Annotated in this window: 20 protein-coding genes and 1 tRNA gene; 15 read left to right on the top strand and 6 right to left on the bottom strand. The window is 47.3% G+C overall.

The features are described 5' to 3' along the window. The first annotated feature begins 5 nt into the window (after nucleotides 1–5). A complete protein-coding gene (locus tag NGM44_RS07685; RefSeq protein WP_253223111.1) occupies nucleotides 6–359 on the top strand; it encodes a hypothetical protein in 354 nt (117 codons plus the stop codon). 1 nt (nucleotide 360) lies between these two features. Next, nucleotides 361–1,305, top strand: a complete 945-nt coding sequence (locus tag NGM44_RS07680; protein WP_253223110.1) for a polyprenyl synthetase family protein — start codon at nucleotides 361–363, stop codon at nucleotides 1,303–1,305. Nucleotides 1,306–1,332: 27 nt separating this feature from the next. Here NGM44_RS07680 and mutY read toward each other — a convergent pair whose 3' ends face one another. Then, complete coding sequence (gene mutY, locus NGM44_RS07675) at nucleotides 1,333–2,526, bottom strand: A/G-specific adenine glycosylase (RefSeq protein ID WP_253223109.1); 1,194 nt, start codon at nucleotides 2,524–2,526, stop codon at nucleotides 1,333–1,335. Between the two features lie 72 nt (nucleotides 2,527–2,598). Between mutY and NGM44_RS07670 the strand changes: the two genes are divergently transcribed. From NGM44_RS07670 to NGM44_RS07655, 4 genes are all read left to right on the top strand, one after another. Further along, a complete protein-coding gene (locus tag NGM44_RS07670; protein ID WP_253223108.1) occupies nucleotides 2,599–3,579 on the top strand; it encodes a DNA/RNA non-specific endonuclease in 981 nt (326 codons plus the stop codon). A gap of 12 nt (nucleotides 3,580–3,591) precedes the next feature. Beyond that, the gene (locus tag NGM44_RS07665) at nucleotides 3,592–3,873 is read left to right on the top strand and encodes a hypothetical protein (protein ID WP_253223107.1); all 282 of its coding nucleotides are present in this window, start codon (nucleotides 3,592–3,594) and stop codon (nucleotides 3,871–3,873) included. A 246-nt stretch (nucleotides 3,874–4,119) separates the two neighbouring features. Continuing rightward, nucleotides 4,120–4,512 carry a DUF2147 domain-containing protein gene (locus NGM44_RS07660; RefSeq protein WP_253223106.1) on the top strand — a complete coding sequence of 131 codons (393 nt, stop codon included), beginning with the start codon at nucleotides 4,120–4,122 and terminating at the stop codon, nucleotides 4,510–4,512. 151 nt (nucleotides 4,513–4,663) lie between these two features. Next, nucleotides 4,664–5,131 carry a hypothetical protein gene (locus NGM44_RS07655; RefSeq protein WP_253223105.1) on the top strand — a complete coding sequence of 156 codons (468 nt, stop codon included), beginning with the start codon at nucleotides 4,664–4,666 and terminating at the stop codon, nucleotides 5,129–5,131. A gap of 58 nt (nucleotides 5,132–5,189) precedes the next feature. Here the strand turns inward: NGM44_RS07655 and NGM44_RS07650 are convergent, their stop codons facing one another. Then, nucleotides 5,190–5,852, bottom strand: coding sequence for a CHAP domain-containing protein (locus tag NGM44_RS07650; RefSeq protein ID WP_253223104.1), 663 nt, complete (start codon nucleotides 5,850–5,852; stop codon nucleotides 5,190–5,192). A 283-nt stretch (nucleotides 5,853–6,135) separates the two neighbouring features. Between NGM44_RS07650 and NGM44_RS07645 the strand changes: the two genes are divergently transcribed. Then, on the top strand, nucleotides 6,136–6,657 hold the full coding sequence (locus tag NGM44_RS07645) for a hypothetical protein (protein WP_253223103.1): 522 nt from the start codon (nucleotides 6,136–6,138) through the stop codon (nucleotides 6,655–6,657). Nucleotides 6,658–7,021: 364 nt separating this feature from the next. On the opposite strand, the gene lpxC is transcribed toward NGM44_RS07645, so the two are convergent. Both lpxC and efp read right to left on the bottom strand, forming a co-directional pair. Continuing rightward, a complete protein-coding gene (lpxC, locus tag NGM44_RS07640) occupies nucleotides 7,022–7,930 on the bottom strand; it encodes a UDP-3-O-acyl-N-acetylglucosamine deacetylase (protein WP_253223102.1) in 909 nt (302 codons plus the stop codon). A 235-nt stretch (nucleotides 7,931–8,165) separates the two neighbouring features. After that, on the bottom strand, nucleotides 8,166–8,741 hold the full coding sequence (gene efp / locus NGM44_RS07635; protein WP_253223101.1) for an elongation factor P: 576 nt from the start codon (nucleotides 8,739–8,741) through the stop codon (nucleotides 8,166–8,168). 156 nt (nucleotides 8,742–8,897) lie between these two features. Here efp and epmB point away from each other — a divergent pair, with 156 nt between their 5' ends. Continuing rightward, nucleotides 8,898–9,953 carry an EF-P beta-lysylation protein EpmB gene (epmB, locus tag NGM44_RS07630; protein WP_253223100.1) on the top strand — a complete coding sequence of 352 codons (1,056 nt, stop codon included), beginning with the start codon at nucleotides 8,898–8,900 and terminating at the stop codon, nucleotides 9,951–9,953. Between the two features lie 61 nt (nucleotides 9,954–10,014). After that, nucleotides 10,015–10,091, top strand: a tRNA-Val gene (locus tag NGM44_RS07625). Nucleotides 10,092–10,321: 230 nt separating this feature from the next. On the opposite strand, the gene NGM44_RS07620 is transcribed toward NGM44_RS07625, so the two are convergent. Next, entirely contained in the window at nucleotides 10,322–11,704 is a 1,383-nt protein-coding gene (locus NGM44_RS07620) for an FAD-binding oxidoreductase (RefSeq protein ID WP_253223099.1), read from the bottom strand. Nucleotides 11,705–11,985: 281 nt separating this feature from the next. On the opposite strand from NGM44_RS07620, the gene NGM44_RS07615 reads away from it, so the two are divergent. The 6 genes from NGM44_RS07615 to NGM44_RS07590 all read left to right on the top strand — a co-directional run bounded on the left by NGM44_RS07615 (nucleotide 11,986) and on the right by NGM44_RS07590 (nucleotide 19,481). Continuing rightward, the gene (locus NGM44_RS07615) at nucleotides 11,986–12,885 is read left to right on the top strand and encodes a LysR substrate-binding domain-containing protein (RefSeq protein ID WP_253223098.1); all 900 of its coding nucleotides are present in this window, start codon (nucleotides 11,986–11,988) and stop codon (nucleotides 12,883–12,885) included. A 133-nt stretch (nucleotides 12,886–13,018) separates the two neighbouring features. After that, a complete protein-coding gene (locus NGM44_RS07610) occupies nucleotides 13,019–14,287 on the top strand; it encodes an aspartate aminotransferase family protein (RefSeq protein WP_253223097.1) in 1,269 nt (422 codons plus the stop codon). Between the two features lie 57 nt (nucleotides 14,288–14,344). Further along, nucleotides 14,345–15,706, top strand: a complete 1,362-nt coding sequence (locus tag NGM44_RS07605; RefSeq protein ID WP_253223096.1) for a VOC family protein — start codon at nucleotides 14,345–14,347, stop codon at nucleotides 15,704–15,706. Nucleotides 15,707–15,836: 130 nt separating this feature from the next. Continuing rightward, a complete protein-coding gene (locus NGM44_RS07600; protein ID WP_253223095.1) occupies nucleotides 15,837–17,354 on the top strand; it encodes an aldehyde dehydrogenase family protein in 1,518 nt (505 codons plus the stop codon). A 167-nt stretch (nucleotides 17,355–17,521) separates the two neighbouring features. Then, nucleotides 17,522–18,925, top strand: coding sequence for an FAD-binding oxidoreductase (locus NGM44_RS07595; protein WP_253224655.1), 1,404 nt, complete (start codon nucleotides 17,522–17,524; stop codon nucleotides 18,923–18,925). A 64-nt stretch (nucleotides 18,926–18,989) separates the two neighbouring features. Beyond that, nucleotides 18,990–19,481, top strand: a complete 492-nt coding sequence (locus NGM44_RS07590) for a protein disulfide oxidoreductase (protein WP_253223094.1) — start codon at nucleotides 18,990–18,992, stop codon at nucleotides 19,479–19,481. 113 nt (nucleotides 19,482–19,594) lie between these two features. Here the strand turns inward: NGM44_RS07590 and NGM44_RS07585 are convergent, their stop codons facing one another. After that, on the bottom strand, nucleotides 19,595–22,219 hold the full coding sequence (locus NGM44_RS07585) for a bifunctional aconitate hydratase 2/2-methylisocitrate dehydratase (protein ID WP_078253240.1): 2,625 nt from the start codon (nucleotides 22,217–22,219) through the stop codon (nucleotides 19,595–19,597). Between the last annotated feature and the right edge of the window lie 464 nt (nucleotides 22,220–22,683).

Here is a 22,683-nt window from a genome sequence, read left to right as displayed (position 1 = left end):
ATGAAATGGCAACTTCAAAGACCAAACCGCGCTATAACTTTTTAGAAGGCATCACCGATGTGCTGACCGCGTATATGCTCGCTGGCGTATTGCTCATCGTCATCGGTGGTGGCGGATTGTGGTTGCTGTTTGGCACGGCGATCATCTTGATCATACTTTTGACGCTAATGGTGAACTTCCCAAAGGGCAAATTTAAAATTTACGCTTTTGGTCTTGCGGTATATATCGCTCTTTTGATTCACACCGCAATCAAGACCGCCGACCAGCCGATTAATGAGCTGTTTGTACTCATGATTGTACTTGGCATGACCCAAGCGGTGCTGACTGTACGATATTATCAAAATAAACTTAAGAAATAAAATGACTCATCTCACCGAAACTTTGTGCAAAATTAACACACTAAACCAGCTACAATCATGGCAAAGTGCCGAACTTGAACGGGTGATGAATACCGTTTTTGATACGGTCAATCTGCCAGAACCACTCAATGCCGCTTGTCGCTATGCCATCCACAATGGCGGTAAGCGCGTGCGTCCTTTATTGACCGCAGCGACTTTTATCAGCCTTGCAAACCTTGAAAATACTGACTTACAGATGCAAGCACAAATGACCTTGCGTGCGATGCTAGCCGTGGAGATGATACATGGCTACTCACTTGTGCATGATGATTTGCCTTGTATGGATGATGATGAGCTGCGCCGCGGTAAGCCGACTTGCCATGTGGTCTATAGTGAAGGCACTGCCCTGCTTGCTGGTGATGCACTACAATCCATTGCTTTTGAATTATTAAGCATGGATTTACAGTCAATATTTGATACGCCATCTGATGATGACATCGGGCTGCAGCTACTTGGCACACTTGCCCCGCGCGCGCGCCGCATGGTCGCAGGACAGATGTTGGATATTGAAGGTGAGAATAAGACACTGACCCAAGCTGAACTAGAAGCCATTCACCGCGACAAGACAGGTGCACTCATTGAAGCATCTGTGCTGATGGGTGGCATCTGTGCTGATGCTGATGATGCAATGATGCTAAAGCTTGGTCAATACGCTCGCGCGGTGGGACTTGCCTTTCAGGTGCAGGATGATGTCCTTGATGTCATCGCTGATACCGAAACACTTGGCAAACCTGCTGGCAGCGATGAAAAATTGGAAAAATCCACTTATGTCAAGCTGCTGGGTGTCGATGGCGCAAAAGCTTATGCCGATCAGCTGTTTGACGATGCGCGCACGGCGGTAAACGGATTTGGCGAGCAGAATTTATTGGTACAAATTGTCGATTGGTTACAGGCGCGCTCGTTCTAATTTTATCAAATCCTACAGCTAGTCTTGCTACCCTTGTAGCAACTTTACCATTGCAGCAGGTTTGGCAAGCGTTTGGCTACCCACACACCACACAAACTCAGCATGGATGGCGCGTAATTTATCATCAATCTGCGCTGTGACAGCATCATCAATGCGTATTGATAAATGGTACAAATGCCAATGAAAATGCGTCAAAGTATGCTTGATGCGTTTGATTGGCTGTGTGATGATGGGCAGATCAAGCGTGGTCATCAGCTGAGATTCTGCCAAGGATTGTGCTACAGACTGCGTGCTGTCATTCGCTGAATTTTGCCATGCTTTTTCTAGCAGATTTTGTAGATTTTCTACAGACAACTCACCATCCCCGCCATAATCCAAAGCCATCATCGGCAAGCACCACAGCCCATCCCAAATGCCGCCGTCATTGTGCCGATGTAGCCACAGCGTGCGATCATTATGAATCAGTGAAATGACAAGACTGTGGCGATGCGGCTTGGCGGCAGCTTTTTTCTTAACAGGAAAATCGGTCTGTCGCCCCAGCTGCCGCGCTTGGCAGTCGCTTGCCACAGGGCAAATATCGCACTTTGGGCGTGTGCGCGTGCAGATGGTCGCGCCCAAATCCATCATCGCTTGGGCATATTTACCGCTGTCGGTTTGTGGCGTCAATAAGGTCGCAAGCTCCCACAATGCCTTGTCGGTCGCGCTTTTGGTGATGTCATCACCGATGGCACGATGGCGTGTCAGTACGCGTTTGACATTGCCATCACAGATCACGCCAAAGTCGCGCACACCCATCGCCACGATCGCCCCAGCGGTGGATCGTCCGACACCGCGCACCGCCTGCCACTCATCAAGCGTCTGCGGAAAGTGACCATTTTTATCAATAAAATCAGCAACTTGCTTTGCCCCTGCGTGCAGATTACGCGCGCGTGCATAATAGCCAAGCCCTGCCCACAGCGTCGCCACATCTTGCCAATCGGCTGCCGCCAATGCCTGTACAGTCGGAAATTTCTCCAAAAACCGCCCAAAATAACCAAGCACCGTCGCCACCTGCGTCTGCTGCAGCATGATCTCCGACAGCCACACCGCATAGATGTCAGCTTCAGGCTTGTGATGGTATTGCCATGGCAAATCATGGCGTCCAAACTGATGAAACCAAGTCAGTAGGCGCGGTGCAAAGCTGGCAGACAGCGCATCAGTGGATTTTTGGCTTGTGGTCATGGCGGATAACTGCTACAATCAAGGATTTAGCGAATCATTATACCGACAAGCCCCATAATTACAAGCTATACCATGTCCAAAGTTTTTCACAAATTTTATACCATCGCCCTAAGCACTGCTGTTTTACTTGCAGGCTGCAGCGTCAGCATTGAACAAACGCCGCCCACACCACCTGCCAAAACCGGCACGCCCACCATCAGCACGCCCAAAGTTATTGCTTATAATTTTGAAGATAAATTTAATAATTTCGCCCAATGTGATGGGCAGTTTTATCAGCGTACCGCGCCTGTCTTGGTCGGTGATAAAGGGCAAAAGCTGAATCAATCGCTGTATGCCCTATGCTTTGATGGCTTTGCTACGCTGTACTCTGGCGTGTCGCGTACGCCATTTTGGTCAGCATCACACCTAGACCGCAAGCGCGTAGTACAAGCGCGCAGCCTGACACGCGTGGATAATTTTCGCGCCGAAAAACGCCTTGCACCCAATCACCGTGCCGAGCTTGCTGACTATCGCCGCTCTGGATTTGACCGCGGACACATCGCACCCAATGGCGACATGGCGACCAATGATGAGCAGTACGCAAGCTTTAGCCTTGCTAACATTGTCCCACAAAACGGTGAGCATAACCGTAACCTGTGGCGACACATCGAAAATGCCACGCGCACACTAACCAGCAAATATAACGATGTCTATGTAGTCACGGGCGTGGCGTTCATTGGTACGACGAGTGAGCGCATCGGCGGACGCGTCTTAGTTCCGAGTCACTTTTTTAAGGCAATCTACATACCAAGCATCAATCAAGCTGGGGTGTATTTCTCTGCCAATAGTGCATCTGCCAACTATGAAGTCATCAGCTTATCTGAGCTGTCTGCCCGCACTGGCATTGATGCTATGCCAAATTTATCAAGCGATGTCAAGCATCACGCCTTTAATCTGCCTGCACCGATGACCCAAAAACAAGCCGATGCCATCATCCTAAACAATCGAGACACTTGGCTTGCCTTTGGCGGTGAACTTATCGATTATGCTGTGAATTTTTTAAGAAAATCTTAATGAGAAAATGACATGATTCACCCCTTTGACAATGATCATGAAGCGCTGAGTATTGGCGGCTTAAGCGTCGAAAATGGCTTGGATGGCATTGCTATTTATGGTGATTTGACCATTTATCCCAATGCCGATGGGCTTAACCAAGCCAAAGCACTGCAAGCTTTTGCCGATGTATTGGTCACAAAGCTTACAGACAGACTTAACCGCCCATCAGCTGGTGATTCTACAAATGACTTATCGGTCACAGATGGCGATGCTGTACAGACGAAAGAGACGATTAACAATCCATTTGCCTAAGAATCGTACAGCTAAGTGATTGAATTGCTTATATTTTGTGCAAAATTTCTCCAAAAGAAACACTCGTTCACTCGTTGTAACAAAATCAGCCGTAAACCATAACAAAACTTTGTCTAGACAGTTTGCAATTCTCAAATCGCTTGGTTATAATGAATTCAAGCTTGAAACTGCCAGCTAAGCTTTTGGGCTGATTTAAGCGGTTTTCTTAATGATTTTAATCACAGGTGTTTCACCAAGGAGTGTTTTATGAAATTCTCTAGCAAGTTGATGGCAATCGGCGCTGGTCTTGCACTATCAGCATCAGCATTCGCCGCCGACGGTATCGTCGGTCACTGGCAAACTTATGAAGATGGTCAGCCAAAAGCCGTCGTACAAATCAGCCAATCAGGCAATACCTTCACAGGTAAAATCGTCGAAGGCAATACCGCCAAAGCCAAAACTTATGTCGGTCGCACAGTCATCACTGGCCTAAAGGCTGATGGCGGCGGCAAGTATAGCGGCGGTAAAATCACCGACCCTGTCAATGGTAAAACCTATGATCTGAACGCAACGCTAAAAGGCTCAAAGCTTGACCTAAAAGGCGGCTACAAGATCGCAGGTAAAGTGGTTGGTCGCAGCCAAACTTGGCAGAAAAAATAAGCTTCTCGCCTGATAATCAAAAATGCCCGAAGTTCGCTTTGGGTATTTTTTTTGACTGTCTTTTTTATTAACAATAATTACTAAAAATAGCTTTGTGCAAATAATCATTTGTGATATGATAAAAAACTCAATCCACTTTCAAGGAAAGATAATGAAACGCACGCTGATTTGTACACTGGCTGCAGCAAGCTTAGTTGCACCGAACATCACCTTTGCCAAAACCAGCACAGAAAACAGTAAGAAAATCGCGGTGGTAAAAAAGGTTTTCCAAAACTTCAATAATCATCGCAGTACGAATATTTTAAAAAATGCCACACCTACCTTTCAGCGCGCAGTACGCAATGACAATGTGCGCACTCCTGATGGCGAGATGAACTGCCAACCTTGGGATATGATGGGCGGCTCTGATCCCATGATTAAAAACCCAAAATTCACCACTAATAAAAAAGGCAATGTGTTGGTCAGCTACCGCAATCACAGTTCTTTAGAAAAATTAGAATTTCAACTGACTAAAACTGGCAGCCGTTACGCGATTGCTGACATTTGGAATACTGATGAGATTTACGAAGGCAAGTCATTTATAAGCCTAATGAATGAGTGTCAGCTGTATGGTTTATAAGCCATTACCCAAAACAAAACCCAGCCTATAAGCTGGGTTTTTATCATCTGATTATAAATCAGTTCATCGCCAAGACAGTGCCTGTATTCGCAGATGCATCGATATAACGCGCATCACGCCATACGGTATAGCCATTGTGCTGACGATATGGGCTGAAATTCGGCTGACGAAAATCTGACACCCATTGGTTGCCATCATAGATTTGGATATGACCGTGTGGGTTTTTGCTGGTACGGTTAAATACCACGACATCGCCCACTTGCGGCTGATAGTTGTCATTGCTGATTTTTACAAAGCCTGCGCCTGCTAGTGTGCCGTTGGCATATTGATAAGCAGATGGCTGTGGGGTGAATTCATAACCAGCGGCTTGTAGTGCACGGCGCACATACAAAGCGCAACGACCGATACTGCGACCCAATGCAGCGCGTGATGCCTGCATGGCAGCGATACTTGGTGCGCTGTTGCTGGTCAGCTTAGCAGCGACGCTGCTTAGTGCAGAAGAGAAATTTGAGCTGTAATTTGTGGTGGCTTGAGTGAGTAAATTACTGCGCGGATTTTGGTTGCTGCTCGCGATTAGGCTGTTGATGGCGCTGTCAATGTCGATTTCAACATCAGGCACGCTGGCAACATAAGCTTCTTCGGCTGCATAAGTGCTTTGTGCGGCACTTGATTGTGCAATGGTCAAGCCAACGGCTGACATTAGCCAAAATACTCGTTTCATTTAGGTTTCTCCCACGCGCATGGCTTGCTTGGCTCATCAGCTAAAATGGTGAGTGCCGATGTGTCCTGCCGATACCTTAATACGGCGATTTGACTGCCCCTTTGCGTTGCCTTGTGCGTGTTTTGTTGGTTGGTTTTGTTTAAAGCTCGTGGACGCAGCACACTTCCTTTGCGTACTAGAAAAGCGGCATTCTTCAGAAGAATTACCACTTTTCTCTTTAGGCGTGATACACTTGCTCTGCGGACACCATGTCCATAGGTTCTACAGTTTTATCTGGTGAGATATGTCTGATTCTACAAAAACCACAACGATCAATGATTTATTGGCAAAAACAAATAAGCCCAATCATCTGGCGAGTCGCTTGGAGCATCATGCTGCTGCAGGCGCTGCACTGCCTGCGAATTTATCAAGGCAGTATCATCATCTGCATCAGCTGACCATCATAGTACGCCAAGCATTATCAGAGCTACTGCCCGAATCAGTGCTTGCCGACTGCTATGTCGCTACTGCGTCGCCGACCGAACTGTGTATCTCACTCAGCTCAGCCACCGCGGTGAATCATGCGCGCTATATGATGGTGAATTGTGTTCAAGCTTTGCGCGCTTATGATTCGTGTTTTTGTCATCTGCAGTCGCTCAAGGTAATTTTAGCCCCAAAGCCGATCCAATCAGACGCTCGCCAAGACAGTTCACATAGAACCCTAAGCGAAAACACAAGGCAAAATATAGCACAATCTGCGCAATTTGTCACGAAAAATGAACGCTTGCGTGCAGCTTTACTTAAATTAGCCCAAGACAAACCGTGATTTGTTAATATGACTTTGATGGTTGTCTTAACGATCAAAGTCATTTGATTGTGTTGATTAATTGTTATGATGTTACATGGTTTTTGTAAAGTTTTGTAAATTTACAATCTTGCTGTGATTTTTCACACCATCGCTATCGACAACATTGCACAGTTACTATTTTCCAAACCCTTACCGCCACCACTGTAATCCCTTACTATTATCAGTGTTTTTCGGACCCACAAAAAAAAATACCAACGGTGCTATATATGCAACTGTTGGTATTTTTTGCGAAACTTATTGATGCTACGGTCAATATGACAATCTTTCTGGCAGTTTTCTATACCATTTTTGGCATCGGTACAGCCGTTCACTCAGTACATCATTATTCGCCTGCATCGACATAGACGATTGGGCAATCATCTTTGTCATAAAATGTTACAATTTCATAGCTACTTTCATCAGCCAGAACCGCACGGATCAGGTTATTATTAACTGCATGACCTGATTTGTACGCAGAAAACTTACCCAGCAGCTGATGACCGATGACATACAGATCGCCCACCGCATCAAGCATCTTATGGCGCACGAACTCATTTGGATAACGCAGACCGCCTTCATTGACCACTTTGTCATCATCAAGCACAACGGCATTATCAAGGCTGCCGCCTAGGGCAAGATTGTTCTTTTGTAGATATTCTAAATCCTTTAAAAAACCAAAAGTACGCGCCTGCCCCACTTCGATGGCGAAATTCGCCGTATTAAAATCAAGGCGTGTACTCTGCTCGGTGGCAGCGATGGCAGCATGGCTAAAATCAATCTCAAAATCCATCAAAAAGCCATTATCATACGGTTCAAGGCGCGCCCATTTATCGCCATCGCCCACTTCCACAGGCTTGATGATTTTGATGAATTTTTTGGGTGCGTCCTGCTCTTGGATACCCGCTTGGTCGATCAAGAACAAAAACGGCGCAGCACTGCCATCCATGATCGGAATCTCTGCAGCATCCACTTGGATGATCAGATTATCAAGTCCACACGCCGCCACCGCTGACAGCAGATGCTCAACCGTACCAACGCGCGCATCGCCCTGCACCAGATTCGATGACATCATGGTATCAACCACCAGATCCGCTTGCATCGGTACGCTTGCGCCCAGATCCGTGCGCTCAAACACGATGCCTGTATCAGGTTCGGCAGGCTTTAGCGTCAGCGTCACTTTTTTGCCACTGTGCAGACCGATCCCTGTCGCCGTAATGGCTTGCGCAACCGTGCGTTGATTTAGCTGTGTCATACTCATTCTCGATCAAAATATTTCAAAATGTGTCATGATAGTTTATCATCGACTGCTGATTTTGTCATCAGTTGCACTTACGGCTTTATCAATAATTGTGTTTAATTTGTTTTATGATTTGTAATTTATATAAATCATTAGAAAATATTTGATTTTATCAATAAAAATTCAGCCCAAAACACAATAAAAAAACAGGTGCCGATCAAGCACCTGTTCGCATGATAAAATGCAAGAATTACGCAGACACGCGCGTTTGGTATTCGCCAGTACGGGTATCGACACGCACAACTTCATTTTGTTGGACGAATAGCGGTACGCGCACCACAGCGCCAGTTTCTAGGCGTGCAGGCTTACCACCGCCACCTGAAGTATCACCGCGTACACCTGGATCGGTCTCAACGATCTCAAGCTCAACGAAGTTTGGTGCAGTCACTGACAAAGGCGCGCCATTAAATAGCGTGATGGTGCATAGCGCATTTGAGTTTTCTTTTAGCCATTGTGCTGCGTCACCCATCGCAGTTTTGTCCGCTTGTAGCTGCTCAAAAGTCTCTGGGTGCATGAAGTGCCAAAACTCGCCATCATTGTACAGATAGTTCATTTCGGTATCGACAACATCCGCGCCTTCTAGCGTGTCGCCTGATTTGAAGGTTTGCTCAAGCACTTTGCCTGTGCGTAGGTTGCGTAGTTTTACGCGGTTGAACGCTTGACCCTTACCTGGCTTCACATATTCATTTTCGATGATTGAACATGGGTTGCCGTCTAGCATGACTTTCAAGCCAGCTTTAAAATCGTTAGTAGAAAAACTTGCCATAGGAATTACCTGCAACTTATCAATAAAAAATCGAGCAATGCTCAGTTAAAATTTCAATTCGTGGTCAAAAAATGCGTTATAATGACGACAAACGCAATTTTCGCTGCAAACATTGCATTATATAAAGTTTTACTGAATTTTGTCAAAAAATAAACCATGATTTCTACAAAAAAATTTTTCAGTGATGCCGATCTGCCCACTTTTACCGATTGGCAAAGCGAATTGGCAGCGGCAGTAAGTGATGTCGATGAGCTGTATCGCTTGCTTGAGCTGCCTGCGCCGCGTGATGTATATGCACCCAAGCAGTTCGCCCTGCGCGTGCCACACGCATTCATCGCCAAGATGAAAAAAGGTGATGCCAATGATCCGCTGCTACTCCAAGTCCTGCCAAGCCATGCCGAACGCTTGGCAACCGATGGCTACAGCACCGATCCCTTGGCAGAAAATCACCACAATCCCATCAAGGGACTGCTGCACAAATACCGCTCGCGTGTGCTTTTGACCATCACAGGGGCGTGTGCAGTGCATTGCCGTTATTGCTTTCGCCAGCATTTTGATTATGCTGCCAATCAGCCAAGCAGCCGCGAGATTGATGCGGTGATTGATTATATCAACGCCTGCGACGATGTCGATGAAGTACTATTAAGCGGCGGCGATCCGCTCAATGTCAATAATAAAAGGCTTGCGCTGTGGCTAGAAAAGCTTGCCACCATCCCCCATGTCCGCACCGTGCGCCTGCACACACGCCTGCCTGTGGTGCTGCCCAATCGCATCGATGATGAGCTGCTTGGCTTATTTGCCTCTTTCCCAAAAAAGCTTGTGATGGTGCTGCACATCAATCATACCAATGAAATCGATGACAATCTGATCGCCAAATGCCAAGCCCTGCGCGCATCGGGCTTAACCTTACTGAATCAAACCGTGCTACTCAAAGGCATCAATGATGACGCTAAGACTTTATGCGCACTCAGCCATGCGTTATTTGACGCAGGGATTTTGCCCTATTATCTGCACATCTTGGACAAAGTGGCGGGCGCGGCGCATTTTGATCTGCCAATTGAGCAGGCGGTGGCGATTTATTGGCAGCTTTTAGAAAACTTATCTGGCTATCTTGTGCCAAAGCTTGCGCAAGAACTGCCCAATCAACCTTACAAAACCCCTGTCGATATTCACGCATACCGCCCCAATCCACACACCGCCGAAAAAATATGAAATTTATGCAAAAAGTGCTTGCAAAAGACAAAAACTTCGGTATAATAGCCATCACTTATTTAGGCGTATAGCTCAGTTGGTTAGAGCACCACCTTGACATGGTGGGGGTCGATGGTTCGAGTCCGTTTACGCCTACCATATTTAAAGCCCTTGAAGTCAATGATTTCAAGGGTTTTTTGTTGTTTGGATAAAAGTGTTTATAAATTTCTTGCTTTTTTATAGTCAATTAAACTCAAATATATCATCTTAAGTTTTTTCGCTCGTGGTGAGATAAGTTAAACCATAACAAAAAACCGTTCATCCTTTGACTGACTTAAGGACGAACGGTTTTGGTGGATTTTGGTTAAACAACCATATCAACCACCCCATCACTCAAACCAAATTTTCCCTGGATTCATGATATTTTTGGGATCGATGGCACGTTTGATGGCTTTCATAACTTCGATGGCAGCGCCATGCTCAGTTTGCATATATTTGCGCTTGCCCTGTCCGATGCCATGCTCACCCGTACAAGTACCACCCATCTCGATTGCGCGATTTGCTAAGCGTTCCAAAATGGTCTCAGCCGCCTGCATCTCACTTGGGTTATTGGTATCGATCAAAAGCAGCACATGAAAATTACCATCGCCGACATGACCGACAATCGGTGCAAGCAGCCCAAAGCTTGCGATGTCTTCTTGGGTCGCGACCACACACTCAGCCAGACGCGAAATCGGCACGCAAGCATCGGTAGATAAGGCGCGTGCATCAGGGCGTAATGCACAGCTCGCGAAATAGGCATTGTGCCGTGCTGTCCACAGTTTTTTGCGCGCGGATTCATCACTATCCCACGCAAAATCCGTACCGCCAAAGTCACTGATGATCTCGCCAAATCGCGCCGCCTGCTCAGACACTTCACTGTCTGTACCATGAAACTCAACAAACAGCGTCGCCTGCTCAGGCAGCGTCAAGCCTGAATACTGGTTACACGCACGGATCTGCATCGGATCAAGTAGCTCAATGCGCGCGATCGGCAAGCACAGCTGAATGGTCGCGATCGTCGCCTGACACGCCATGTCAATACTTGGAAAATGACACACACCACTGCCGACACATTCAGGCTGACCGAACAGACGCACCGTAATCTCGGTGACGATGCCAAGCGTCCCTTCTGCACCGACCATCAGACGCGTCAGATCATAGCCTGCCGATGACTTCTTGGCGCGCGTGCCGGTATGGAAGATCTCACCTGTCGGCAGCACGACTTCCAGCGCAAGCGTCACATCTTTCATCGTGCCATAGCGTACCGCATTTGTGCCTGATGCGCGCGTCGCCACCATGCCACCGATGGTCGCATTCGCCCCTGGGTCTAATGGGAAAAATAGCCCCGTGGCGCGCAGATACTGGTTCAGTGCTTCGCGCGTCACGCCTGCTTGCACGGTCGCGGTCAGATCTTCTTCATTGACTGCGACCACTTGATCCATCTGCGACATATCAATACACAGACCGCCCTGTGGCGCATTCACCTGCCCTTCTAATGATGAGCCAATCCCAAAGGCAATCACTGGCATCTGATACTCATGGCAAATCTTCACCGCATCTGCCACATCGTATTTATCCTTCACCATCAGTACCGCATCGGCAGGCTCGTTATCCAGCCAAGTCATGGTATGTGCGTGCTGCTGTCGCGTGGTGAGATTGGTCGATAGCTGATCGCCGAATCGCTCACAAAGCGCGGTGATGGCGTCGTGAAATCGTGTGTTCTGTGACATAATCATTCCTTAATAAGTGCGTAGTTATTTATATGATTTACATAATAATTTTATAAAATTTATATGATAAACGGCATCATAATCCCGATGCATCACTATAACGCAAATGTGCCGATGAATCCAGTTTATCACCGATATTTGATGCATAAAAAAGTGCAATTTTAATAAATTTTCTATTCTGATCATGCATAGATCATGGTGCAGAATGCTGATTTTATGGTATATTTTATGTTATATTAAATCACTCACAATAAGCCACTTAGCATCAGCAGTTATCGACCATGACCCAGCTCAATTACCGCCGTTATCCATCCACCACCGCTTTACAGTGCTTTGAGTGCACGGCGCGTCATCTTAGCTTCACTCGAGCCAGTAAAGAGCTACACATGACCCAAAGTGCGGTGAGCAAACAGGTCGCTCAGCTTGAAGAGCTGCTTGCTGTTTCGCTGTTTCATCGCTCAAGCTCGGGGCTGTTTTTGACACCTGCTGGTCAAGCCTACTACCACGATGCCCAAAACATCCTGCAGCAGCTTGAACTCTCCACACTCAATCTGATGGCACACGGCGTCGAAGCTGACACACTACACATCATCTCTCACGCCACCTTTTGCGCACAGTGGCTTATTCCTGCACTCAAGGGCTTTCGTCAGGCACATCCACTCATCCACCTAGACATCGCCGAGCAAGCCAGTGCCCTACTTGGTGATAATATCGATATGGGCTTTGTGTATGGTGATGGCGTGTGGGCAGGTATGGAGTCGGTGAAGCTGTTTGATGAATGTTCGGTGGCGGTAGCTGCACCAGATTATTTAGAAAATATCAATAGCCTATCTGATCTTGCCAAGGCACATCTGCTACAAGTCCGCACCCGCCCCCGTGCTTGGTATGATTATTTTATCCAGCAAAATCACCCTGTCGAATCTGCCCTGGCCGGTGTGCGATTTGATACATTCAATGCCTGCATCAAAGCCGCCAAGATAGGCTGTGGTGTCGCATTGGTGCCATTACGATTTGTCAAAGATCAGCTGGCCAAAGGCGAGCTCATCCAAGCCCATCCTTATCAGATGGCAGGTCGTGGCGCCTATTATATGGTGTATCGCACGGAGCTTGGTCATAGTCATAAGGTGCTGACGATGTTAGATTGGATTCATAATTATCTTGCACATACGCATGATGGCTAAGTGTTTGTCGTCATGACAAAATAGAATACCCCACCGCCAAATATTCGTTTGATGCACTGAATCAAACTTGCCAAAATACCCTTATTACACTCATCATGATTGAATTTTTTGTGTATTTGTATAAGGAAATATCATGGCAACACCAGCACATCTGCCCGATGGTATGGGCATTGTCCACCCCATCACCCTAAGTCATGGCAACAATGCCCGTGTATGGGACACGGACGGCAAGGCATATATTGATTTTTTTGGTGGGATTGGCGTGCTGAATTTTGGGCACTGCCACCCTGCCATCGTTGATGCCATCAGCACACAGGCGAGCAAGCTTACCCATGCCGCTTACAATGCCACTTATCACACCCTTTATACAGACTACATTCAACGACTGACCGACATCATTCCAATTGATGATGATTTATCCGTCATGCTCACCAATAGCGGTGCCGAAGCGGTCGAAAATGCCCTAAAAATCGTCCGCCAAACCACAGGCAAAGCAGGCGTCATTGCCTTTGATGGGGCGTTTCATGGTCGTACACTTGCCACGGTGAATCTCAATGGCAAAGTTGCACCCTATAAATCAGGCTTAGGGCTACTTGCCAGTGGTATCTATCATATTCCCTTTGCCAGTCCTGATACAGGCGTAAGCAGTCAGACGGCGATTGAAGCGCTTGAACGGCTGATTAGTGTTGAAGTGGACATCGCAAACATCGGTGCAATAATCGTCGAGCCTGTGCAAGGCGAAGGTGGTTTTGCGGTGATGGATCATAAGTTTGCCCAGTATCTGCGCGCGTTTTGTGATACGCATGGCATTGTGCTGATTTTTGATGAAATTCAAGCAGGCTTTGGGCGTACAGGCACGCCGTTTGCCTTTAGTCATTTAGGCATTGAGCCTGACATACTCTTACTTGCCAAAAGTATGGCGGGCGGTATGCCACTTGGGGCGGTCGTTGGACGGGATAAATTCATGCAAGGGCTGATTAAAGGCAGTCTTGGTGGGACTTATTCGGGCAACCCTGTGGCGTGCGCTGCGGCGATGGCGGTGCTTGAGATTATGGCGGATGATACGCTATGGCAAAATGCCAAGTGCTATGCCGATACGCTTGAGATGACCATCAGCACTTGGCAACAAGACGGTATCAGCGACTGGCTGGCAGGCTTGACAGGCATTGGTGCGATGCGTGGCATCATCCTAAAGCATCCCAAATACGGCACTCATCCTAAGGTCATGGACTATGTGCTCACCACCGCAAGAGACAAAGGCTTGCTGTTGATGCCAAGTGGTAAATATCGCCACATTATCCGTCTATTGCCACCTTTGACCATCAAGATGGATACCCTGCAAGAAGGCTTGGCAATTTTAAAAGAAGTCTTGGCAAGTATTCCTGATGAGTTTGTTCAGTAATTATCACCAGTTGTCATTGTGATTGTAAAATAGCCAATCAATCAATGGAGTTTTTTTATGAGTCAATTTATCCCAAAAGCCGATATTCGCCACGCCTTTTCACTGGCAATGTCAAAAATGTACCAAACCGAAGTGCCATTGTACAAAGACCTAATGGACTTGGTTGCTGACATCAATGCCGACACACTTACCAAAGATAGTGAATTAAAACAACACCTTAGCAATACAGGCGAGCTGTCTCGCATTGATTTGGAGCGACATGGGGCGATTCGCTTGGGGCTACCGAGCGAGCTTGCTACCATGCGTCGTCTATTTGCAGTGATGGGGATGTATCCTGTCGGCTATTATGACCTTGCCCCTGCGGGTGTGCCTGTACATTCAACGGCGTTTCGTGCCATTGATGGTAGCGAGCTACAGATGAGTCCGTTTCGGGTGTTTTGCTCGCTACTACGCCCAGAGCTCATTGATGATGACGCCTTGCGTGCTACTGCCCTACAAACCTTGCAAAACCGCCAAATTTTTAGCGATGGCGTGTTGGCTTTGATTGATCAATGCGAACAAGACGGCGGACTGAACGCCGATGATGCTGAAAAATTTGTGAGTGAAGCCATCAAAACCTTTCAATGGCACAAAACATCGCCCATTTCAAAGGCGTTTTATGAACAGCTATTATCACAACATCGCCTGATTGCGGATGTGGTGGGTTTTTATGGTCCGCATATCAACCACCTAACGCCACGCACACTAGATATTGACGAAGTGCAAGACGAGATGGGTCGCCGTGGTATCACTGCCAAAGAAATCATCGAAGGGCCACCGCGCCGCGCCTGCCCGATTTTGCTACGCCAAACAAGCTTTAAGGCGCTCAATGAAGCGATTACCTTTACAGGTGACGGTGAAGAAGCTGGCAGTCATACCGCACGATTTGGCGAGATTGAACAGCGTGGCATTGCCTTGACACCGAAGGGTCGCGCGCTGTACGACGAACTACTTGCCAAGGCACGAGCCAATCTTGCTACGACACCTGAAAAAGACCCTGATGCGTATTACAAGGCACTATCAGAGAGTTTCACTGCATTTCCCGACGACTATCAGACGCTGTATGATGAGGGTTTGGCGTATTTTTATTATCAGCTAAGCGATGATTTTGCCAGCAAAGATGTGGGCGATAAATCGGTACAAACGCTACTGAATAATGGCGTATTGCGACTTGAGCCGATTGTCTATGAAGACTTTTTGCCTGTGTCGGCAGCAGGGATTTTTCAGTCCAATCTTGGCGATGATGCCAAATCAGGCTATGATGGTGCATCCAACCAAGCTGCCTTTGAGCGTGATTTGGGTGCAGCTGTCTATGATGAATGTCAGCTGTATCAAGCGATGATGGATCAATCATTGGCAGAGTGTTTGCAGAGATTGTAAACGCTTTTAGTTCATGCCCTTTTACCATTCCACCTAGGAATGAGTGTATGAATTATCCACGGTTGCACTTTTATGCAAAACACGATAAGTTATTCGTATCAAGCGAACCGTAACTTACAAGGAGTTTTTTATGTCTTTAGCTAATCAAACCCAAGCCCTACTTGCCAAAATGGGCGTCTTGGATACCCATCTAAACGGTGATTATGCCGTCCACAGCCCGATTGATGGCAGTGAAATTGCCAAAGTCGCCCTGCATTCTACCGATGATGCCCACACGGCTATCGCACAGTCCAAAGCTGCCTTTATCGCATGGCGAACCATACCCGCGCCCAAGCGTGGCGAGTTGGTGCGTATTTTAGGCGAAGTACTCCGTGAGCATAAGGATGATTTGGGGGCCTTGGTGTCGATTGAAGCAGGTAAAATCACCGCCGAAGGCTTGGGCGAAGTCCAAGAGATGATTGATATTTGTGATTTTGCGGTTGGCTTGTCTCGTCAGCTGTATGGCTTGACCATCGCATCCGAACGCCCAAGCCATCATATGCGTGAGACATGGCATCCGCTTGGGGTGGTGGGTGTGATTTCTGCGTTCAATTTCCCTGTGGCGGTCTGGTCGTGGAATGCCGCCCTTGCGTGGGTGTGTGGTAACTCAGTGGTCTGGAAACCGTCCGAAAAAACACCGCTAACCGCCATTGCTTGCCAAGCATTGTTTGAAAAAGCAGCCGCCAAATTCACCCAAAGCACAGGCATCGCTACGCCACAAGGCCTATCAGCACTACTACTTGGCAAAACCGATGTGGGCAATGCATTGGTGGAGAGCCATGATGTCGCCTTGGTGAGTGCCACAGGTAGCACACGCATGGGTCGCTTGGTTGCGCCAAAAGTTGCCGAACGTTTTGGCAAGTGCTTGCTTGAGCTTGGTGGCAATAATGCCATGATTGTTACCCCAAGTGCGGATTTGGAGCTGGCGGTGCGTGCGATTTTGTTCTCGGCAGTGGGTACGGCGGGTCAGCGTTGCACCACGCTACGCCGTCTGTTTGTTCATAATAGTATCAAAGATGTGGTGCTTGAGCGTGTCAAAAAATCTTATGCCAGCGTGAGTATCGGCAATCCAATGCAGGGTAATCTCGTTGGGCCGCTCATTGACAAAGACAGCTTTGATGCCATGCAAAACGCCATCAGCCGTGCCGTTGCCGAAGGTGGCGTGCTGACAGGTGGCGAGCGAGTGCTTGCGGACACTCACCCTGATGCCTATTATGTCAAGCCTGCCATCATTGAGATGCCAAGCCAAACTGATGCGGTCAAGACCGAAACCTTTGCACCGATTTTGTATGTGATGGGATATAGCGATTTTGATGAAGTCATTGCCCTTCAAAACGATGCACCACAAGGCTTATCATCATGTATCTTTAGTGATAGTGTCAAAGAAGCGGAGTATTTTTTGAGTGCTAGCGGCAGTGATTGCGGTATCGCCAATGTCAATATCGGCACCAGCGGTGCTGAAATCGGTGGTGCTTTTGGTGGCGAAAAAGAAACTGGCGGTGGTCGTGAATCAGGCTCAGACGCTTGGAAAAACTATATGCGTCGGCAAACCAACACGGTGAACTATTCATCAGAGCTACCGTTGGCACAGGGTATTGTGTTTGATTGATTGTTTATAAATTTTAGTAGCCAATCATTCGGCATGAATATTAACAATGAGCATCAAATCGGTGCTCATTTCTTTGATGAATTTAAGATTATTTTGATGGGATAAGCTACCCCATTTGCCATAGATAAGGTATAATTAACAAATTTCACAAATCATCTAGCCGTCACATAGGAAGCCCCATGAGCACACAAGCTTTTTTGACCGCCCTAAGCAGCGAATTGCCATCGCTTACCATCAAAACAGATACCGACAGCACTGCCCATTGGGGTCGTGATTGGACCGTGCATTTTTCGGTCGATTGCACCGCTGTGCTATTTCCAAAGACCACCGAAGAAGTCGCCACCATCGTCCGCCTAGCCAATGAACACGGCACAGCACTGGTGCCAAGTGGTGGTCGCACCGGTCTGTCAGCAGGTGCGGTGGCAGCACATGGTGAAGTGGTGGTGAGCTTTGATAAGATGAACCAAATCGGTACATTTTATGAAGCTGACCGCATGGTCGAAGTCGAAGCAGGTGTCGTCACCAAAGCTCTACAAGAGTTCGCCGAATCAAAAGACCTATATTATGCCGTGGATTTTGCATCGAGTGGCTCAAGCCAAATCGGTGGCAACATCGGCACCAATGCTGGCGGCATCAAGGTCATCCGCTATGGCATGACTCGCAACCAAATTCTTGGCTTAACTGTCGTCACCGGCAAAGGCGATATTCTTGAGCTAAACGGCGGTATGCTAAAAAATGCCACCGGCTATGATTTTCGCCATCTATTTATCGGTGCTGAAGGTACGCTTGGCTTTGTCACCAAGGCATTGATTAAACTTGAAAAACAACCAGTCAATCTGACTGCGATGGTGCTTGGCGTGCCTGATTTTAACAGCATTACAGGACTGCTTGATAAATTTGGCAAGGCATTAAACTTAACCGCCTTTGAATTTTTTGACCACATTGCCGTGACCAAAGTCATCGAAGCAGGTCATACCAAAGCGCCGTTTGAGAGCGAAACGTCGTTTTATGTCTTGCTTGAATTTGAAGCATTGAACGATGAAGTGCTTGAGCTTGCAATGAGTGTCTTTGAAACTTGTGCCGAAGAAGGTTTGATTGTCGATGGCGTGATGAGCCAAAGCGTCGGTCAGCTGCACGAGCTATGGAAACTGCGTGAGTCTATCTCGGAGACCATCTCAGTATTCACTCCATACAAGAATGATGTATCGGTGCTGATTAGCCACTTGGGTGATTTTATCAGTGATATTGAGACGATTGTCAAGGACAACTACCCTGACTTTGAAATCTGTTGGTTCGGACATATCGGCGATGGCAACTTGCACCTAAATATCTTAAAGCCTGCCAATCTGACCAAAGATGAATTCTTTGAAAAATGCCAAACCGTGAACCAATATGTCTTTGACACGGTCAAAAAATACAAAGGCTCAATCTCAGCAGAGCACGGTGTCGGCATGACCAAAAAACCATATCTCACCTACACTCGCACGCCTGCCGAGATTGCTTATATGAAAGCGGTCAAAGCCATCTTTGACCCGAACAACATCATCAATCCGGGCAAGATTTTTGATTAATCTTGTATACCCCCAAAAGCTCTGCTCGTCAGGGCTTTTGTTTTATTGAGCCATCAGATTTATCATGAAATGGATTAAAACCTTAGCTAGCTATGCACTTATCTTTACCATCATCTATACAGTGGTGAATTATTGGCGTGCACCAACATCCGTGCCACTATCCCAAGTGAGTACGCTTGAGACATCCACGACACTTGGCATCTCGCCTGCCGTGCTACAGCAAAGCCATCAGACGCCTGTGCTTGTCTATTTTTGGGCGACATGGTGCGGTGTGTGCAGTATCACCAGTGGCAATGTCCAAGCCATCAGCCAAACCCACCCCGTGCAGACCATCGCCATCCAATCAGGTACAGCCGATGAAGTGCATCAGTTTATGAAAAATCACGGCTATGATTTTGCAGTGGTGCATGATATGGATGGGCGGATTTTTGATGCTTGGCAAGGACAAGTGACGCCATCATTTGTCATCATCAAAGACGGGCAAGTCGTTCAGCGATTTACAGGCATTGCGCCATTATGGTCACTCAAAGTACGGCTATGGTGGGCGATGATTTGAACGGCTAATTTATTCATCCAATCTGCCATTAGCCAAAACACCAATCATCATCCCATAAAATCAAAAACACCGCCATCATAGCGATAGCGGTGTTTGTTTGACCAATAGGTCGATTAGCTTAGCTGAGCGACATTGATTTTGTCTGCTTTGCCAGTGTAATCTGCCATTTGGTCGAAGTTTAGGTAGTTATAAACTTCTGCTTGCATATTGTCAAGCTTGCCTGCGTACTGCTGATATTCTTCAACAGTTGGTAGCTTGCCAAGTACCGCAGCCACAGATGCCAATTCAGCTGATGCTAGATAAACATTTGCGCCTTGACCTAGACGGTTCGGGAAGTTACGAGTAGAAGTCGAAACAGCCGTTGAGTTTGGAGCGATACGCGCTTGGTTACCCATACATAGTGAGCAGCCTGGCATCTCGGTACGAGCACCTGCTTGTGCGTAGGTGTTATAGTAACCTTCATCCATCAATTGACGCTCATCCATCTTGGTTGGTGGCGCAATCCACATACGAGTAGATAGGCTGCCTGCAGGGACTTCTGATAGTAGCTTACCTGCAGCACGGAAGTGACCGATGTTGGTCATGCACGAGCCGATGAATACTTCATCGATCTTGTCGCCAGCGACTTCTGATAGTAGCTTAGCATCGTCTGGATCGTTCGGGCAGCATAGGATTGGCTCTTTGATTTCAGACAGATCGATTTCATACACTTTGGCGTATTCTGCATCCGGGTCTGCTTTCATTAGGCTTGGGTTGTCCAGCCATTTTTGCATATTTTCTGCACGGCGAGACAGTGTACGAGCGTCGCCATAGCCTTCTGCGATCATCCATTTTAGCATGACGATGTTCGAGCGTAGGTACTCTGCCACTTTCTCTTCAGAAACAGTGATCGCGCAGCCTGCTGCTGAACGCTCTGCTGATGCGTCTGATAGCTCAAATGCTTGCTCAACGGTCAAGTCATTTTCCATCTCGGTCAAGTCAATCTCTAGGATACGACCTGAGAAGATGTTTTTCTTACCTTTTTTCTCAACGGTCAAATCGCCTTCTTTGATTGCATAGTAAGGGATTGCATGGACTAGGTCACGCAGGGTGATACCAGGTTGCATTTTGCCCTTGAACTTCACAAGTACAGACTCAGGCATATCCAGTGGCATCACGCCAGTCGCTGCAGCGAACGCAACAAGACCAGAACCTGCTGGGAATGAGATACCGATTGGGAAGCGAGTGTGTGAGTCGCCACCAGTACCCACGGTATCAGGTAGTAGCATACGGTTTAACCATGAGTGGATAACACCGTCACCTGGGCGTAGTGATACACCGCCACGGTTCATGATGAAATCAGGTAGTGTGTGATGCGTGATGACATCGATAGGCTTAGGATAAGCGGCAGTATGACAGAATGACTGCATCACCAGGTCTGATGAGAAGCCTAGGCAAGCCAAATCTTTTAGCTCGTCACGAGTCATTGGACCTGTGGTATCTTGAGAACCAACGGTAGTCATCTTAGGCTCGCAGTAAGTGCCTGGGCGTACGCCTTGACCTTCTGGCAGACCACAAGCACGACCAACCATCTTCTGAGCTAGGGTGAAGCCCTTGCCAGTGTCAGCAGGCTGTTCTGGTGCACGGAATAGCGTTGATGGTGCTAGACCTAGCGCTTCACGAGCTTTGGCAGTCAAGCCACGACCGATGATTAGGTTGATACGGCCACCTGCACGCACTTCGTCTAGCAGTACTGGGGTTTTTAGCTTGGTTTCAGCGATTTGTGCGCCATCTTTGACTGCAGTCACAGTCGCTGTCGCATGGTCGATTTTTAGGGTAACTGTGTCGCCCATGTTCATATCAGACACATCGATTTCGATTGGCAATGCGCCCGCATCTTCCATCGTGTTGAAGAAAATTGGTGCAATTTTGCCACCTAGACACACACCGCCATCACGCTTGTTTGGAATGTGTGGGATGTCATCACCGAAGAACCATAGCACTGAGTTAGTCGCTGATTTACGGCTTGAACCTGTACCCACGACATCACCCACATAGGCAACAGGATTGCCTTTGGCAACCAATTCTTTGATTTGGCTTAGTGGGCCAACCACGCCTGGTTGCTCAGGCTTGATGCCGTCACGCTCATTTTTTAGCATAGCATTGGCGTGTAGCGGGATGTCAGGACGACTCCACGCGTCTTGTGCTGGTGACAAATCGTCCGTGTTGGTTTCGCCAGTGACTTTAAATACAGTGATGGTGATTTCTTCTGGTACATCAGCACGGCTAGTGAACCACTCAGCCTCTGCCCATGATTCTAGTACTGCTTTAGCATTGGCATTGCCTGCTTTGGCTTTTTCTTCAACATCATGGAATGCATCAAATACCAGCAAAGTTTTCTTCAAAGCTTCTGCAGCCAAACCGCCAAGCTCAGCATTGTCTAGTAGCTCGATCAGTGGTGCAACATTATAACCGCCAAGCATTGTGCCTAGTAGATATACAGCGCGCTCTTTTGAGACTAGCGGTGATGCTGCCTCACCTTTGGCAACAGCTGACAAGAATGCCGCTTTGACATAGGCAGCTTGGTCAACACCTGCAGGTACACGGTTTTCTAGCAAATCCACCAAAAATGCTTCTTCGCCAGCTGGTGGGTTTTTTAGTAGTGCCACCAAATCCGCTGTCTGTGCATCGGTCAATGGTTGTGGCGGTACGCCCAATGCGGCACGCTCTTGGACATGTGCTCTGTATTGTTCTAACATAATCACTTCCTCTTGTTTTCAAAACCATCCCATTCGGTGCTTGATGTCAATCACCAAGTGCCTAGAGATTTTATCATCACAAGCCAATTTTTTGGCGTTGCGTTTCCACTTCTAATAATATCTCAAAATTATTATAAATTCAAAAAATCTGTTGCCATAATCAACATTTATTTTGTAAATGATGGGAAAAGTTATCAAAATATAGCGACGCACAGCAATGAATTATGCCAAACTGGCATACAGTCTTGTGATCATCATGCCATTGATAGCCACTATTATTTAATACCCAAAAAGTTTAACGCTAAGCAATCTTAATTTTACTCATTGTTCAAAATCAGTATAAAACAAAGCCAAAGCGCAATCAATTCGCCAACCACTTGCCAAGTTTACCCGCCCATAGCCACAACAATGACAAATTTTACCCTGATTGCCGCCCTAAGCGTGCTATTTTTGTCAATTTGGCG

Origin of the sequence: Moraxella sp. FZFQ2102 (assembly GCF_024137865.1) — a bacterium.
Lineage (GTDB): Bacteria > Pseudomonadota > Gammaproteobacteria > Pseudomonadales > Moraxellaceae > Moraxella.
The sequence above is the reverse complement of the archived record's forward strand: the minus strand, read 5'-3'. Positions and strand labels throughout refer to the sequence as shown.

Coding starts and splice junctions, on each gene's coding strand:
- NGM44_RS07685 (WP_253223111.1), top strand. CDS start 6: ATGGCAACTTCAAAGACCAAACCGCGCTATAACTTTTTAGAAGGCATC.
- NGM44_RS07680 (WP_253223110.1), top strand. CDS start 361: ATGACTCATCTCACCGAAACTTTGTGCAAAATTAACACACTAAACCAG.
- mutY (WP_253223109.1), bottom strand. CDS start 2,526: ATGACCACAAGCCAAAAATCCACTGATGCGCTGTCTGCCAGCTTTGCA.
- NGM44_RS07670 (WP_253223108.1), top strand. CDS start 2,599: ATGTCCAAAGTTTTTCACAAATTTTATACCATCGCCCTAAGCACTGCT.
- NGM44_RS07665 (WP_253223107.1), top strand. CDS start 3,592: ATGATTCACCCCTTTGACAATGATCATGAAGCGCTGAGTATTGGCGGC.
- NGM44_RS07660 (WP_253223106.1), top strand. CDS start 4,120: ATGAAATTCTCTAGCAAGTTGATGGCAATCGGCGCTGGTCTTGCACTA.
- NGM44_RS07655 (WP_253223105.1), top strand. CDS start 4,664: ATGAAACGCACGCTGATTTGTACACTGGCTGCAGCAAGCTTAGTTGCA.
- NGM44_RS07650 (WP_253223104.1), bottom strand. CDS start 5,852: ATGAAACGAGTATTTTGGCTAATGTCAGCCGTTGGCTTGACCATTGCA.
- NGM44_RS07645 (WP_253223103.1), top strand. CDS start 6,136: ATGTCTGATTCTACAAAAACCACAACGATCAATGATTTATTGGCAAAA.
- lpxC (WP_253223102.1), bottom strand. CDS start 7,930: ATGACACAGCTAAATCAACGCACGGTTGCGCAAGCCATTACGGCGACA.
- efp (WP_253223101.1), bottom strand. CDS start 8,741: ATGGCAAGTTTTTCTACTAACGATTTTAAAGCTGGCTTGAAAGTCATG.
- epmB (WP_253223100.1), top strand. CDS start 8,898: ATGATTTCTACAAAAAAATTTTTCAGTGATGCCGATCTGCCCACTTTT.
- NGM44_RS07620 (WP_253223099.1), bottom strand. CDS start 11,704: ATGTCACAGAACACACGATTTCACGACGCCATCACCGCGCTTTGTGAG.
- NGM44_RS07615 (WP_253223098.1), top strand. CDS start 11,986: ATGACCCAGCTCAATTACCGCCGTTATCCATCCACCACCGCTTTACAG.
- NGM44_RS07610 (WP_253223097.1), top strand. CDS start 13,019: ATGGCAACACCAGCACATCTGCCCGATGGTATGGGCATTGTCCACCCC.
- NGM44_RS07605 (WP_253223096.1), top strand. CDS start 14,345: ATGAGTCAATTTATCCCAAAAGCCGATATTCGCCACGCCTTTTCACTG.
- NGM44_RS07600 (WP_253223095.1), top strand. CDS start 15,837: ATGTCTTTAGCTAATCAAACCCAAGCCCTACTTGCCAAAATGGGCGTC.
- NGM44_RS07590 (WP_253223094.1), top strand. CDS start 18,990: ATGAAATGGATTAAAACCTTAGCTAGCTATGCACTTATCTTTACCATC.
- NGM44_RS07585 (WP_078253240.1), bottom strand. CDS start 22,219: ATGTTAGAACAATACAGAGCACATGTCCAAGAGCGTGCCGCATTGGGC.